This is a genomic window from Rhizobium hidalgonense, assembly GCF_002914525.1.
Classification (GTDB): Bacteria; Pseudomonadota; Alphaproteobacteria; order Rhizobiales; family Rhizobiaceae; genus Rhizobium; species Rhizobium hidalgonense.
The window spans coordinates 1-15,367 of record NZ_LODW01000097.1; the positions used below are offsets into that span (position 1 = coordinate 1).

At 60.6% G+C, this 15,367-nt stretch carries 6 protein-coding genes and 2 pseudogenes; 6 read left to right on the plus strand and 2 right to left on the minus strand.

The features are described 5' to 3' along the window. Together ATY29_RS29490 and ATY29_RS29495 are read right to left on the minus strand one after the other, a co-directional pair. Window positions 1–2,201 (minus strand): hypothetical protein (locus tag ATY29_RS29490; protein WP_244597467.1); only part of this gene is annotated, 2,201 nt, incomplete at its 3' end. A 1,355-nt stretch (window positions 2,202–3,556) separates the two neighbouring features. Continuing rightward, window positions 3,557–4,104: pseudogene (locus tag ATY29_RS29495) on the minus strand (transposase); the annotation flags it as partial. Window positions 4,105–4,758: 654 nt separating this feature from the next. On the opposite strand from ATY29_RS29495, the gene tssK reads away from it, so the two are divergent. From tssK to ATY29_RS29530, 6 genes and pseudogenes are all read left to right on the plus strand, one after another. Continuing rightward, window positions 4,759–6,114 carry a type VI secretion system baseplate subunit TssK gene (tssK, locus tag ATY29_RS29500; protein ID WP_016737477.1) on the plus strand — a complete coding sequence of 452 codons (1,356 nt, stop codon included), beginning with the start codon at window positions 4,759–4,761 and terminating at the stop codon, window positions 6,112–6,114. A gap of 7 nt (window positions 6,115–6,121) precedes the next feature. Then, window positions 6,122–7,342, plus strand: a complete 1,221-nt coding sequence (locus ATY29_RS29505) for a type VI secretion system-associated FHA domain protein (RefSeq protein ID WP_210256236.1) — start codon at window positions 6,122–6,124, stop codon at window positions 7,340–7,342. Beyond that, window positions 7,342–8,631 (plus strand): type IVB secretion system protein IcmH/DotU, encoded by a 1,290-nt coding sequence (icmH, locus tag ATY29_RS29510; RefSeq protein WP_012489524.1) that lies wholly within the window; start codon window positions 7,342–7,344, stop codon window positions 8,629–8,631. The genes ATY29_RS29505 and icmH overlap by 1 nt, the downstream gene beginning before the upstream one ends. 9 nt (window positions 8,632–8,640) lie before the next feature. Continuing rightward, window positions 8,641–12,246, plus strand: a complete 3,606-nt coding sequence (gene tssM, locus ATY29_RS29515; RefSeq protein WP_085861380.1) for a type VI secretion system membrane subunit TssM — start codon at window positions 8,641–8,643, stop codon at window positions 12,244–12,246. Window positions 12,247–12,542: 296 nt separating this feature from the next. Further along, entirely contained in the window at window positions 12,543–14,159 is a 1,617-nt protein-coding gene (locus tag ATY29_RS29525) for a hypothetical protein (RefSeq protein WP_085861381.1), read from the plus strand. Window positions 14,160–14,258: 99 nt separating this feature from the next. Further along, window positions 14,259–14,497 (plus strand): annotated as a pseudogene (locus ATY29_RS29530) (SIR2 family protein); the annotation flags it as partial. Between the last annotated feature and the right edge of the window lie 870 nt (window positions 14,498–15,367).

Genomic DNA, 15,367 nt, shown 5'->3' on the forward strand with positions numbered 1-15,367 from the left:
AGATCGGGATGGGCCGCCTTCAGCGCGTCCGCCCACGCCCCCTTGCTCTGCCCCGGCAGCTGCGGTGTCTGCCTAGCGATTTCGTCCAGCCTCGCCTGGTCCTGGGCCGACACCGTCTGGAACGCCGTCCTCACGGCGATATCGCGCCTTACGGCACCCACGACTATGGCGGCATCGGCGGCGCTGAGATCGGGATGGGCCGCCTTCAGCGCGTCCGCCCACGCCCCCTTGCTCTGCCCCGGCAGCTGCGGTGTCGCCGCCTTGATCTCGTCCAGCCTCGCCTGATCCTGGGCCGACACCGTCCGGAACGCCGCCCTCCTGGCGATATCGTCCCTAAAGGTGCCCAGGATGGTGGCGGCATCGGCGGCGCTGAGATCGGGATGGGCCGCCTTCAGCGCATCGGCCCAGGCCGCATTGCTCCCCCCCTGCCGCGGTGTTGCCGCCGCGATTTCGTCCAGCCTCGCCTGGTCCTGGGCCGACACCGTCCGGAACGCCGCCCTTTTAGCAATATCCTGCTTTATGGCACCCACGATTACGGCGGCATCGGCGGCGCTGAGATCGGGATGGGCCGCCTTCAGCGCGTCCGCCCAGGCCGCATTGCTCTGCCCCGGCAGCTGCGGTGTCTGCCTAGCGAGTTCGTCCAGCCTCGCCTGGTCCTGGGCCGACACCGTCCGGAACGCCGCCCTCCTGGCGATTTCGTCCTTTGCGGCGCCCACGATGGTGGCGGCATCGGCGGCGCTGAGATCGGGATGGGCCGCCTTCAGCGCGTCCGCCCAGGCCGCATTGCTCCGCCCCTGCCGCGGTGTCACCGCCGCGATTTCGTCCAGCCTCGTCCGGTCCTGGGCCGACACCGTCCGGAACGCTGCCCTCACGGCGATATCGTCCTTTAAGGCGCCCACGATTGTGGCGGCATCGGCGGCGCTGAGATCGGGATGGGCCGCCTTCAGCGCGTCCGCCCACGCCCCCTTGCTCTGCCTCGACTGTCGCGGTGTTTGCCTGGCGATTTCGTCCAGCCTCGCCTGGTCCTGAGCCGACACCGTCCGGAACGCCGCCCTTTTTACAATATTATGCTTTACGGAACCCACAATTATGGCGGCATCGGAGGCGCTGAGATCGGGATGGGCCGCCTTCAGCGCGTCCGCCCACGCCCCCTTGCTCTGCCCCGGCAGCCGCGGTGTCTGCCTAGCGATTTCGTCCAGCCTCGCCTGATCCTGGGCCGACACCGTCTGAAAAGCCGCCCTCCTGGCGATAACCCGCTTTACGGCGCCCACGATGGCGGCGGCATCGGCGGCGCTGAGATCGGGATGGGCCGCCTTCAGTGCGTCCGCCCACGCCCTCTTGCTCTGCCCCTGTAGCTGCGGTGTCTGCCTGGCGATTTCGTCCAGCCTCGCGTGGTCCTGGGCCGACACCGTCTGGAACGCTGTCCTTTTAGCAATATCCTGCTTTACGGCATTCACGATTATGGCGGCATCGGCGGCGCTGAGATCGGGATGGGCCGCCTTCAGCGCGTCCGCCCACGCCCCCTTGCTCTGCCCCGGCAGCCGCGGTGTCACCGCCGCGATTTCGTCCAGTCTCGCCTGGTCCTGGGCCGACACCGTCTGGAACGCGGCCCTTTTAGCAATATCCTGCTTTACGGCACCCACGATTATGGCGGCATCAGCGGCGCTGAGATCGGGATGGGCCGCCTTCAGCGCGTCCGCCCACGCCCCCTTGCTCTGCCCCGGTAGCTGCGGTGTCTGCCTGGCGATTTCGTCCAGCCTCGCCTGGTCCTGGGCCGACACCGTCCGGAACGCCGTCCTCCTTGCAATATCGTCCTTAAAAGAGCCCACGGTTATGGCGGCATCGGCGGCGCTGAGATCGGGATGGGCCGCCTTCAGCGCGTCCGCCCACGCCCCCTTGCTCTGCCCCGGCAGCTGCGGTGTCGCCGCCTTGATCTCGTCAAGCCTCGCCCGGTCCTGGGCCGACACCGTTCGATACGCCGCCCTCCTGGCGATAACCCGCTTTACGACGCCCACGATTACGGCGGCATCGGCGGCGCTGAGATTGGGATGGGCCGCCTTCAGCGCGTCCGCCCACGCCCCCTTGCTCTGCCTCGACTGCCGCGGTGTCTGCCTGGCGATTTCGTCCAGCCTCGCCTGGTCCTGGGCCGACACCGTCCGGAACGCCGCTCGATTGACGAGATCGCCCGTTGAGGCCCCCACGATTATGCCGGCATTCGCGGCGCTGAGATCAGGCGCCAACGCCAGCGGCCTTTGAGCATATAACGTCTGCCTGCGGCTGGGCCTGGGATCTGCGTCCTTCTCAGTAGTCCGCCTCTTGCGCCCGCCACCGGTCGGATCGCTGGGCTCCGCGGGCACCTCGGACATGGCCGAATGCTCCTCTCTTCCACCCGGCACCTCGGTGGGCCCGGCAACCGCTGAGGCTTCTAAATTCCCAAGGCCATGCAGCCCCCCGCGCTGAGGGCCAGTCTCCAGCGGCTGGCCCTCGACGAGGTGAATAGTGCGATCGGCATTATTGTATTCATCTGTTGTCCTCGTGAGGTTGAACGCGGTCTCTGCCGGGACGACCGGAACTCTCGTCAGTTCCGTCATGTCAGCCATCATTTGCGGGGTTTGTTCTTCAGGGCTTTGAAGCTCGGTCGGCGGGCTTGGCTGGTCGACGCTTAGCCTTTCCACGTAACGCAATACCGAATTCTCTTGCCAGATGTCGTCCGAATTGAAGTTGTCGGCCACTTGATCGACACGCGCCACTGAAGACTGCGCTCTTTGATCCGCTGGGTGCCGGCCCTCATCCGGCCGCGAAGAGCCCTGCCCCTTAGTCCGAGGGTCCCTGTCAACCATGCTCACCCCCCTGGGATATGGCCTTCAGGAAACAAGGGGTCAGCTGTCGGGCACCGACTGCTGACGGAAGGTCAGAATTTATCAGGGGCTCAAGCGACTTAACCAGAGTGCAAGGGGCGCGACTGCGACCATCGACCGCTCCAGCTTGCCGAGCCTCGTTCGGACGCCGCTCAATCACCGTGGGTCCCGTTTTTTGCTGTTGTGGCATGGGGCGGCTCTGCGGAATCGAGCTCAGGTGACGGGAGGCCGGCAGATCCCGAAGACATGGCCAGGCCGTTGATAACTGGTAGCGTAAACGCATCATTGCAGCAGAACCTCAAAAACCACGGAGAAGAGCCCGCGATTCAAACTAGCGCAGTCCCGGTATTGGATTGCATGCACAGGTGATATGCTCGCATCCGGTTAGTGAGCGGCTATGGCGCAGCTCCTGCGTGAACCCATAACGACAGCGGCGATCCTTCGAGAGATGCAGCGACGACCCGTTCTCCAGACCGGAGGTCCGTGCTTGATGTGGCGATCGGCACGGATTGCTATCAACGCTGACGGCCGCCGGTGCCGCGCAAGCCGGTTACGACGAAACATCGACATGATCTCTTCTATGGTGGGATTGGCCCAACGATACCAGGGTAGTGGCAACTGTCGCCAATTGCGGCGCCAGTGAGGTCGGCCTTCGTCTTCGAACTCCTTGCTGGCTTCCGCTAAACAACGCGGCCTTATCACAAAAGGCTGGGAGATTTAACGATGATTCCGGCATCCGGACTTCTGCGCATTGCCGGCCGGTAATAGCGCGAAAGACTTGCAGCAATCGCAGCGCCGGCGGCACCCGTGACTAGTATCCGCACTGCCTGGCCCGTAACAATGCGCTGTGACCAGCGGAAGCCGATCTCGTGGAAAGACAAGCCATGCTGCGGGCTGATATGATGAAAGACGCCGGCAATGGTGCGGCGGACCCGGGACTTGAAACCTCCCACCGAGTGGACGGCGACTTGGACGAATTCGCGGCTCGAATGCTTTACGTTCTCATGCGTAGCAAAGCTCTTGCCAATCGCCATGAACGCCTCACCGCCCATCAGGCAGGTTGCGGTTCGATCCCTTTCGCCGTCGCGCGCCCTGCATGTATCGAAAGGCCTTTTCGGCCCCGTCCAGGCGGTAGACCGTCCGGATCCATTCTCGGTCGCTCACCGAGATGAAAACGGTCGATCTCCACCGTGCCATCTTGCATGTGCTCGCGCGCCAACATGAGGCGCAGCGCATATCCCATTCGCTAGCTATTGGGCATCACCAAATGTGGAAATGCCTATCTTCGCCGCATGAATGATCCATGCCGCCAGGGCTGCTATCCCGCACCTGGCGCGAACCGGGACTGCAACCGGTTCGTGGATCGTGTCCAGGAGGTGGTTGTCTAATCGCTAAACTGGTCGTCAAGGTGCTTTAGGGGCGGCGGCGCGTGAAGACGATGTTGGCGGCGGCACTGCCTCAGCGTATTCAGGAACATTTTCGACGAGGCAATGCGCATCACGTGTCACCTTGCCTGTTGCGCTGCTCTTTTGGCCCCGTACTTGCGGCGCCGGGTCTCAAGGCTTCCGGGCGGTCATTTGCGAGATTCATCCCGTACGAGTGACAGGACAGGCGAATTGGCGCGTTGTAGGTCAGTGTGAACATGAACGACCAATAAGGCTCTGAGGGCAACGGGCTACTGAGCGACAGTCTAGATGAGACCCCTTGCTTGTCGCGCTGCAAGGGGGCTCATGACCAATCCTGATGAGCTTCGGCGCTTGCATATCTGAGCTGTCCCGACACGCGATGCCCTTCTACCAGCGCATTGTTGGATATCAGATGTGCATGCAAGGGGGCAGTGAAGCTCTGCTACTTTTACGGAGAAAGCCGTTCTGTCAGGTGGACGCGAGGCGAGTCTTGAATGTCGTGGAATAATAGGGTCGTCTGGTCGGAGGGCTTGTTCCTCCGCCCGCAGCATTTTCAGCAGGCCGATCGTCACGTCGAACAGCTGGTGCGCAGCAGGACGGCGGTTTTGCATGGGTACGGGTGGGGTATCAGCGAGCTGCGGCTCAATCGAGAGCTGCTTGGTCTCGGTAAGATCGCCATCGAAGCGGCTCGCGGCGTCTTGGAGGACGGGATGCCCTTCAGTATTCCTGACGAAGCCAACCAGCCAACTCCCTACGACGTTCCGCCGGATTTTCGAGATTCGCTTATTCACTTGGCGGTACCGTTTTATCAACCCGGCGCTCTTGAAACCGACGCGCAAGCGGGAATTGACGTACCTATCCGCTTCGCAGTCTCCACTGAGGATGTTGTCGACACCAACGCTGGCGAGCGAGGCAGCGCCTCCATCGACGTAGCGAGGCTGGATTTTCGACTGCTGCCGGACGCGGCAGACCGGTCTGGCTACACTTGCATCCCAATCGCCCGTATCATAGAGGTCCGGGCCGACCGACAGATCATTCTGGACGAAACGCACGTGCCGCCAACCCCCGACTGCGCCAGCTCCCGGGTCCTCTCGAACTACATCACTGAGATCACCGGCCTGCTTCACCATCGTGGTGAAGCTCTGGCCACTCGGGTCTCCCAGTCGGGAACGAACCGGGTTGCAGAGCTCGCGGACTTCCTTCTGCTGCAGGCGATCAATCGGTACGAGCCGTACTTCTGCCACCTGTCCAAGGCCGCCGTTGTAAATCCGGAATCGCTGTATGTTCTCATGCTCCAGTTGGCGGGTGAACTAGCCACGTTCGCCCGCGTCGATAAACGTGCCCCGACCCTTGGTGTTTACAAGCACGACTCTCTCGCGGAGGCGTTTTTGCCAGTGATACAGTCGATCCGGGCTTCGCTGGGTGCAGTGATTGAGCAGACTGCGGTCCCCGTACCGCTGCAGCGGCAAAAATACGGTGTCCATGTGGCTGAGGTGGCCGACCGCTCTCTCTTTACGACCTCGAGCTTCGTGCTGGCTGCTCGGGCTGATATTGAGGTCGAGCGCCTCCGGCGCGAGTTCCCGTCTCAGATTAAGATCGGCCCGGCGGAGAAAATCACGGAACTCGTCAATGTCGCACTGCCCGGCATTATCATCAATCCCCTACCGGTCGCGCCGCGTCAGATCCCGTTCCATGTTGGATTCAGCTATTTCGAGATCGATCAAAATAGCCGCTTCTGGAAGGATATGCCCCAATCCGCCGGCTTGGCGCTGCACGTTGCTGGCGACTTCCCAAATCTCGAAATGGCTCTCTGGGCCATCCGAGCCGGACAGAACCCACATTTGAGTTAGCCCACCAATGCCCCTCACGCTACGTGTACACAGCAATAGATGTAGTTTTCCGGAATATCTCGTGCCGGGCGACGCGGCTGGTGGACTGACTACCAGCCGAGCAGGCAACAGCCTGGTTCTGCCGGATGATCAGCAGATGGTCTCGAAATCCCACTGCTCAATCGAGTGCATGGCACGGCGATACGTACTGATCGACCGAGGCCGCGACGACACATGTCAAAATGACGAGGCGGTGCCGCTTCCGTCAGAGGCGCCGGTCGCCCGGAAAACCAGCGATGTTATTCAGATCGGCGCCTATATGACCGATGTCGTCGCGGTGTCGCCTTCGATATCCATTGCGGAGAGTGCCGCCGAACCGGAGGGACAACTTGCAGCGACAAGTGAGGAGTTGAGTCTTCTTGGCCCCCTCGAAACGGCCTCGTCGCTCCTGGCGGGCAATTGCACCCGGGGTGAAGAAGCGCTGCTGGACCTGAGGGACGGCGAGTTCCTACCATTGCCGTTCTTAGGCACTCGTTTAGACGCGCTGGCGGGCATGATGAGAAGTCCGTGGGATATCTACGCAGACAGTGTGCCAGATCGGGCCCCCATCTTGACGCAACCCAAGGTGGAGCAATCATCTCGCCAAGAATCATCGAGCGGCGGTCACGGCTTTCCTTGCCGCCTGCGGCTTATCATTGGCAGATGTCCGGAATGCCGGCATCGTAAGCGTGCTGGATCGTGCAGGGAAAATGCTTCTGTATTCCGCCGCGCTGCACAGCATACTCTCCGAGCGAGAGCTGGCGAACAATTATTCAGAAATAAGAGTTCCGACGAAAAAACCCTGAGTCTCGTTCCCGATGTCGGTGAGGCGTTGCGCGCAGTTCTGTGCAATGACTCCAGCGGGTCCCTCCGCGGAGACCTGGCCGTTGAGCAAGCCTTCACCGACCGTGGGACGCATGACGTGTCATTCGCGGCTGTGCAGAAGGCTCTGTCCAGCGTCCGTGCACGCTTGTCCCTAGCAGGGATCGAGAAGGCGATGGGGCGGCCCCGTTCCCTTTTGCACCGCAACCATAAGGCGCGAAACCGGAGTGCGTACGTGCGCGTCTTCAATGACGTCGTATCGAGCATCGAAACCGATTTGCTCCGGAGCTTCGGCGCCGACTTCGCGCGCCCAGTGCGAGAGCGTAGTCGACCCGCCCGCCGATCCCACGATGAGAGCGTCCGCTCCGAAGGGAAGTGGGCGGGTTGATGATGGTGATTGAGGAAACGATGCCAAAATCCCAGCCACTCGTCCTCCTTCACGCCGAGGAGCAGTTGGCTGTCCCTTCGCCGTCATCGCCAGTGGCGGACGAACTTACCTGGGAGATGCTTGCGCTCGACCGACTTAATCCACTGGTCGCGGCCGCGGCGGCGCTGCTGGGTCTCAGCGCTCAGCTCAAGAGCAGTGCTAGCCATATCGACGTTGAAGCACTGCGCCTTAGGGTGCTGCGGGAGATCGATGCTTTTGAGCGTCGGATCACGCCGCTCGGATTGCCCTCGCGAGCGATCAAGGTCTGCAAATACGCCCTCTGCGCGACCATCGATGACATCGTTCTGAACACAGCCTGGGGCAGCAACAGCGTCTGGACGACGCGCAGCTTGGTGGGATCGCTGTTCAGCGATACCTGGGGCGGCGAGCGCTTCTTCGATCTGCTGACGCAATTGAAAAATGAACCGGCCATCAATATAGAACTGCTGGAGCTGCTCTACTACTGCATGAGGTTGGGCTTCGAAGGCCGCTACCGCGTCACTGCGGGAGGAGCCGCAGAGCTCAGTGTGCTGTGCGAAGACGTCTACCGCCTGATCCGAGCAGCCCGTGGTGACTTCGAGCGCGAACTATCCCCGCACTGGCGGAGGAACTCAAATAATCCGAAGCCACGCCGCACAATCGTTCCAATCTGGGCCGTCGTAGCGTTTGGGGCAGGATTACTCCTCTCGATCTATACCGGACTCCTGCATGCATTAAATGCCCGCGCCGACGCTGTCTTCAACGATATCGCGACATTGCCGCCGAACGGCGTTGTCAGATCGGCGAGAATCGCATTGCCACCAAAGGTTGTTATGAGCAGCGACCGACTGCGTAACTTCCTCGAGCCCGAAATCCGCGAAGGGCTTGTCACTGTGTCCGAGGACCCACAGCAGATCGTCGTTATCATTCGCGCCTCCGGGATGTTCGATTCTGCTAGTCCGGAAGTGAAGAAAATGTTCCTGCCGCTTCTTTTACGAATTGGTCGTTCTCTGAACGGTGAGTCGGGATCGGTCCTCCTGACCGGGCACACCGACGCCATTCCGGTGCAATCACTCGCCTTCCCTTCAAACGATTCCCTTTCGCTCGCGCGTGCGAGCGCAGCTGCCGAGATTATCAAATCCATGATGGATGACCCAGGCCGCGTGCGAGAAGAGGGCAGAGGGAGCGGAGAACCGGTCGCTTCGAACCACACGCCCGAGGGCCGCGCGCGGAACCGTCGGATTCAAATCATCATCACAAAGACACAATGAAGACAAGCCATGCAGTCAATCAAGAAAGCGCTTAGGTGGCAATGGCTCCGTGTCGGCGGGGCGGCGATCGTATGTGCCTTAATCTTCACGCTCGGACCGCATATCTCGGTCGGAGGATTTGCGCCGCTTGACAGCCTTCGCAGCCAGATCGCGGCATCGATGCTGATTCCGGTCGGATACACCGTGATCTACTTGATCCAGTCCCAGCTTTACAAGGTTCAGGCCTATTTTGAAGACCTCGTCCAATCACGAGTGTCGGGAGCGCTGGACGCGGGTGGGGCCGAGCAGAAGAAGGGAGACCCAAGGCCTTCCGACCGAAGTGTGGGGCAAGCCAGCACGCTTGCTGAAAGAGAGCTGGAGGCGATTCGTCATCGTTTCCGCGAGACCCTTACCACACTCAAGGGGCGCCGCTACGCAGGAGGTATCAGCAGGCGGTGGCTCTATCAGCGGCCCTGGTATGTGATGATCGGTCCGCCCAACTCGGGGAAGACCACAGCAATAGTCAATTCCGGGCTCAGCTTTCCGATGGCGGCGAGGTCCGGTCTGAGAGCCGCCGGTGGGTTAGCGGGTACGGAAAACTGCGACTGGTGGATCACCGATGACGCGGTGTTCGTCGACACTGCTGGGCGCTACACGATACAGGAGGGTGATGCAGACCGGGACAAAGCGGTTTGGCGTGGCTTGCTTCGTATGCTCAGACGCTCCCGGCCACGGCAGCCGCTGAACGGTGTCTTAGTCACGATCGCAATCAGCGAGCTGAATTCTACATCCGAGGAAGTGCTCGCCGATCGCGCGCGCTGTATCCGTGAGCGGCTCCTCGAAGTGTACAGGGAGCTTCGCCTGCAACTGCCGATTTATGTGCTTTTCACTAAGAGCGATCTGCTGGCGGGATTTGTTGAATTCTTCGACGATCTGGGTCGCGAGGGGCGGGAGGCGGTGTGGGGGTTCACCTTTGCGCAAGAGGCGTCGGAGGACGAAGGCGATCCGATGGCGTTTGCCGCAGCATACGATGCGCTTGTTGGCCGCCTAAACGAAAGGCTGCTTGAACGAATGCAGCACGAAAGCAACCTCCAGCGTCGTGCGCTCATGTTCGGCTTCCCACAGCAGGTCGCTAGCCTCAAGCACCTGACGCAACAGTTCTTGAAGGAAGCCTTTGGCGGGAATTCGTTCCAGGAACCGCTTATGCTCCGCGGCGTCTACTTCTTAAGCGGCACGCAAATTGGCATGCCCTTCGATCGAGTTGCGAACGCCAGATCTCAGACCTTCGAGATCGCTCAGCCGCCCTGTACAGCGCTTCGTGGCCCGGGCCGTAATTATTTCATCAGCCGGCTGCTGCGCGAAGTCGTTTTCGCCGAAGCTGGGCTCGTCGATGCCAATCACCGCTTCGATCGGCGCCAGCGGCGGATCCGGTACGGCGCCTACACGATGATAGCGGCGGTCATTGTTACCGCCAGCGTCTTATGGACGTTCAGCTATATTCGGAATGTTCAGCTGATCGAGAGCGTTCGCCTAATGGCTGGCAGCTATGCCAGAGGGGCTGAAAAGCTGAAGCTCGACCGGGTTGAGAGTGGCGATCTTCGACCCATCCTGCCACTGCTTCAGCGGCTGCGTGATGCCAACGGCGACAGCGCGGGCGGCCGCCTATCAAGTTCGGGTCTCGACCAGAGTAAGAAAATCAAGGTTCAGACGCTCGCGGCGTACCGCCGCGCCGTGAACACCATCCTGCTGCCGCGGCTGATGTTCCGGTTGGAAACCTTATTGGTCGAGCGGCACGACGATGATCAGTTCGTCTACCAGGCGTTAAAGGTTTACCTGATGCTGGGTCAGCAGGGTCCGCTCCAGCGCGCGGTCGTCAAAAACTGGATGGCTGCCGACTGGCGAGTGATGTTTCCGGCCGAAGCCGATGCCGGCCTGCGCAGCGCGCTCGCTGATCACCTGGATGCACTCATGGAAGGGCCGCTGCCCCATAGTGAGCTTAATGGCGAACTGATCGAGAGGAGCCGCGCGAAGCTCCAGACCGTCTCGATGGCGCGCCGCGTCCTCGACATCATCGCGACCAGTCCCGAAGCCTCGCGGGCGCCAACCTGGCGTCTGGCCGACCATGCCGGGCCGCTGGCGCAGGGCGTCCTGGCTCGCAAATCGGGACAGCCGCTCAGCGAGGGGGTTCCTGGCATCTACACGAGGGCGGGGTTTTACGGAACCTTCCTGCGATTGCTGCCGCAAGTGGCTGACGCTGTCGCTGCAGAAGGCTGGGTTCTCGACTCACAGGTAGTCGCGCCGATTGCAGCCGGTGATGTGAGCCAGAAGCTGCGGCGTTCGGCGGCGGATCTCTACGCTCAGGAGTTCGCGTTGCGCTGGGACCAGCTCATTGGCGATATGTCCATCCGCCCGTCTGGGGGTATCGATGACGCGCTGCGCACCTTGAACACGCTGTCCGCGCCGACGTCACCAATGCGCCTGTTCCTTTTCGCGGCGGCGCAGGAGCTAAAGCTCAAGCAACCACCGGCTCCCGAGGACGGCTTGACGAAAGGTGACAGTGTCCCCCAGGGCGAGGTGTTGCCAAGCGAGCTCGAGGCACTGTTCCGGTCTCAACCGGCCGCGGACACGCCTGAAGCTCACGTCCAGCTCTATATGGGCGATCATTTCCGGTGGCTGCACCAGCTGGTCGAAGTGCCGTCGAACAGCCAAGCGGGCGCGCAGGCGCCGATCGACAGTGCTCTCCGGGATCTCGGCGAACTGTATCGCTCCCTCAGCCAGGCGCAGGGGCTGGCGGGTTCGAACATCTTGGAACACAACGGGCAGGCGGGCGTCGCCATCCAACAGATCGAGGCGGGGGCGGCCGATCTGCCCGAACCCATCCGGCAATGGATCCTCGGCCTCAGCCGCCACAGCTCGGACCTAACCGTCAGCGGCATGAGGCGCGGGTTGGCGAGCGGTTGGGCGGGCGGCCCCGGCGATTTGTGCCGACGGGCTACCGAAGGACGGTATCCCTTCGCGAGCGGATCCCGCCGGGATATCCCTTTGAGCGATTTCGCCCGGCTGTTCGGCCGCAAGGCGGAGATCGACACTTTCTTCGCCGAGAACCTTTCCCCATTCGTCGACAAATCCAAAGGTTCGTGGCAGTTTCGGCCAACGAGCGGTGTCGATTTCCCTATCGGCCGCAATACCTTGGCCCAGTTCCAACGGGCAGCCACGATCCGCGACACCATGTTCGATGATGCCGGCCAGGTGTCAGTTGGATTCCTGCTCACCGTCGCCGAGACCGATCCGTTGACAGACCAGGTGGTGGTAGACATCGACGGCCAGCGCCTCGAACATCGACGAGGAACGGCCGCCGCGGCCATGCATTTCCATTGGCCTACGGCCGGCGGCGTCGGCGGCGCTTCCGTCGCTTTCATCGGTTTTCAAGGCGCCACCCTCTCTAAGAGCGGCCATTGGGCGCTGTTTCGCCTCTTAAATGAGGCGGATAAGCAGCCATTGGGAGGAGGGGACCTTATTCAGGTACGACTGGTGTCCGGTCGCCATTGGGCGGTTTTTAACCTCCAGCCTGACAGCGTGATGAGCCCGTTGTCCCGCAATCTGCTGTCAGAATTCCGATGTCCAGATTTCTTATGAACGCCGGGATAGCATCCGACTGGCGCTGGGAAAGCCCTATGGGGTCACGAGACGCCCACGCAGGTCTGCGGCGGGAGAGGTCGGCATGTCGGTTGCCGGCCGGATCGGAGGCGGTCACGGCTGCGACTGGCGGCGATCGTCGCTTGATCTCGGCGCGCCGCTTTCCCGCTCGACTAGACCGCTGGAGAGCGCGGTCACCTCCATCAGGCAGATCTTCGGGAAGTTGGGTGATCAGATCCTGTCCCACCCTATCAACCGACGTACACTGATCTAGAACAGGAAACTGGAGAGATATAATGGCCGGAATGAAGCACAATAGGACAAGAGCGAAGAAATTTCTGCAGTTGATCGACCAGACGAAGAACAGAGCGGATTTGGAGTTCTGCTTTGCGGTCGGCACGGTTGGCGATCTGCGGAAGCCTGCTGTCCTGGTGAGTAAGAAAAAGCTCAATGGATTGGCACAAACTTTGAAAAACATGCCTTTTGAAGATGATGAGGATAGTAGTAAGGAGAACTTTTCGCTTCTGCGGAGAGGCACGGGCAGGATGAACGAAAACGGCGTTATCCTCGTCAAGTTGGCTGATGGTGGAAAGGCCGGGTTCCCGCAGGTCCAAAAGGTGATGAAGAAGTATTTCGTGAACTTCCGCATGAGGTTGCCTGACATGCAGGAAGCAGGAATCTTAACTGAAGAAGACATTCAGCAGTTTGAGATGAACGCCGAGGAGAACTCCCAATTTCTTCCACCCGACGACTCTGAAGAATTCAATCGGCCGATGACGGCGCTCGATAGCGCGGAAGGGAACTCTGCAGGGAGTGTTGAAGAAACCGAAGAGAGAAGCAAGCGTGAAGGCGGGGCTGAGCTCCTGGAGCAGCTTCTCCCGGAAGTGAAGGAGGGCATTGCCGCCGCGGCCGCGACCATTTCCAATCACGCAGTAAGTCTCAGCGCGCAAATTGGCGCGGGACAGACCGCAGAGTTGTCCCATCTGACCACGAAGATCGCGGATTGGCTGCAACGTGTGCTGGCTGCGACGCCTCCGGAAGAGCAGGAGGCAACGCTGCACAACTTCGCCGGCCGACTTCTGTTGATGCTGGCCTATCCTGAGAATCTGCGAAATCTTCAATATGTGGATGACATGCCCGATGGGGCGGGGCAGGGCGAGACAAACGGCGACCGCCGCGAAGAGGTCGTGGTGAATGGGATCGATCTGAACAGAGTTCCAACGGGCGCTCTCGATCAAGACGAGGTAGTAGAGTCCTTGTTCCGTCTGATCAAGGCAAAGGCTCAGGAGCGACAGCTTTCTTATCCGCTAGAGAACGCGAATTCTGAGAGGATTGCGAAGATAGTGTCGTCGCAATGGCCGAAGGAACTAGGCGATGCAGCCCGTAGGCGCGCGGTTGTGGAGCGTCTGATCGCAGCGGTGGTCCCGCGGCTCGGTAACGATGATCAACTTCTGGTCCTTCTTGGCATCGCAGACCAGCCCGAAAGGACCAAATCCATCGAGAACTCGGTCGAAAGTATCATAGCTATATGGCAGGCTCATCTCGACGCTGCCTTGACGCTGCGGGATGAGGTAAAGAGCAAGATCAACCAGATGGTCGATGTGGAAGCCCGCGGCGGAACGTGGAGGTATGTCGACGACATCTTCCTGCAGTTCGGAGGAGAGCTTTCAGATCAGCTCTCCGCCATCACCGAACGCAACGGTGAGGCACTGTCGAGCGCGACCGAGCGTGTCCGAACCACAGTCCAGAAGAAGCTCGATTATCTCAACGGCAGCGACATTGTAGCCATGCTTGACAATCCTCCAATCGACATCGGTCCGGGCACTATAGGGCAGACGCTGCGGGAAGGGCTCGCGGCCATCACCGATGGACTGAAGCGCATCGAAACCTCGCGCGCCGCGCCCGCCGCGTAATAATCGCCTGTCTCGATGCCGGCCGACCCACCGGAAGGCCGGGCTAGCAGGCCATCAACGGCCTCATCAGCGACGGAAGGAGTTCCGCCGCTCAGGTGGGTCAGCGAAGCGGTGAAGGAGCGGCGCACCAACAGAGGCTCTTCTTCATCGGCTGCCGCTTCAACGACCAGATGCTGCGCACCTACGCCCGACGGATCATGACGCGATCCAACGCACCACGTTTTGCGGTGCTGGATGCGGCAGCGCCGACCAACAACCAACGCCGTTTCCTTGCAGCAAGCCCGATCACGCTTATCGACGTGCCGACTGGCGAAGCTGCGGCTAGGTTTATCGGCTGAAAACCAGAGTAGAGAAGGAGTGTTGCGGGTACGACGATACACGAGGATTTCGGAGGTCGGTCGTCGGCACCGACGTCGGAGGCGGATTTGCCGTAAACGTTGATCATCACGACCGCTGTTTGAAAGTGCCGCTCGCCTTGCTATGATCCACCCATTCCTTTTTGCACGCATTCCATCCACAAAAACGATTTTACTGCTCAAAACGATTGCCCTTAGAAAACGCTGAAGAGCGCTGTGTAGATTATGTGGAGTTCTAAAAAAATGGGTCCACAGGTGCGGAGACGATGCTGGAAATTCGACCTGGAGCCCTCTGTCAGTTGCCTGGCCTCGATTGTTATCTTACGCTGGTCGTGATCGGGCAGAATCTTCACCGTTGCTTCTCCCGTTTCAGTGCTGATAGGGCTCTCACAAGAAGCACTGTTCCCTGGTCGACTAACCTGTGAGTGCATCTCCCACAATCACTAGAAGCCAGAGCAGGCGCGCTCGCAGCCGCGAGGACTTGGTCTGCGCCTTTTGCAGGGCCACCAAACCTCGTGATGTTTTCTTGCGGCTGTCGGGCCGAAATATGAAGGATTGAGTGATGTGGATAGGTTAGGCAGTTCTGCTGCAAGCGCTTCGGCCCGGGTTTCTGTGCGGCGTCGCAACAATGATCAAGAAGGTTGCGCAGGATCGGTTGTCGGCAATGTCGCCGCGCCGGTCACTAATGGTATCGGCTTCGACCCCGTGAGCTCTAGCTGCACTGTCAAGCGCCACCCTATGAAACTACGAAGGCCGGTGGCCAGGCCAGAGCGACCTACCTTCCGAAACGAACTGGAGAGCAACATGCTGTGTCTAGGGCTCAGTGGCGGTCTAAGCAGAGTCTACGAAAAT

Coding starts and splice junctions, on each gene's coding strand:
- tssK (WP_016737477.1), top strand. CDS start 4,759: ATGTCGTGGAATAATAGGGTCGTCTGGTCGGAGGGCTTGTTCCTCCGC.
- ATY29_RS29505 (WP_210256236.1), top strand. CDS start 6,122: ATGCCCCTCACGCTACGTGTACACAGCAATAGATGTAGTTTTCCGGAA.
- icmH (WP_012489524.1), top strand. CDS start 7,342: ATGATGGTGATTGAGGAAACGATGCCAAAATCCCAGCCACTCGTCCTC.
- tssM (WP_085861380.1), top strand. CDS start 8,641: ATGCAGTCAATCAAGAAAGCGCTTAGGTGGCAATGGCTCCGTGTCGGC.
- ATY29_RS29525 (WP_085861381.1), top strand. CDS start 12,543: ATGGCCGGAATGAAGCACAATAGGACAAGAGCGAAGAAATTTCTGCAG.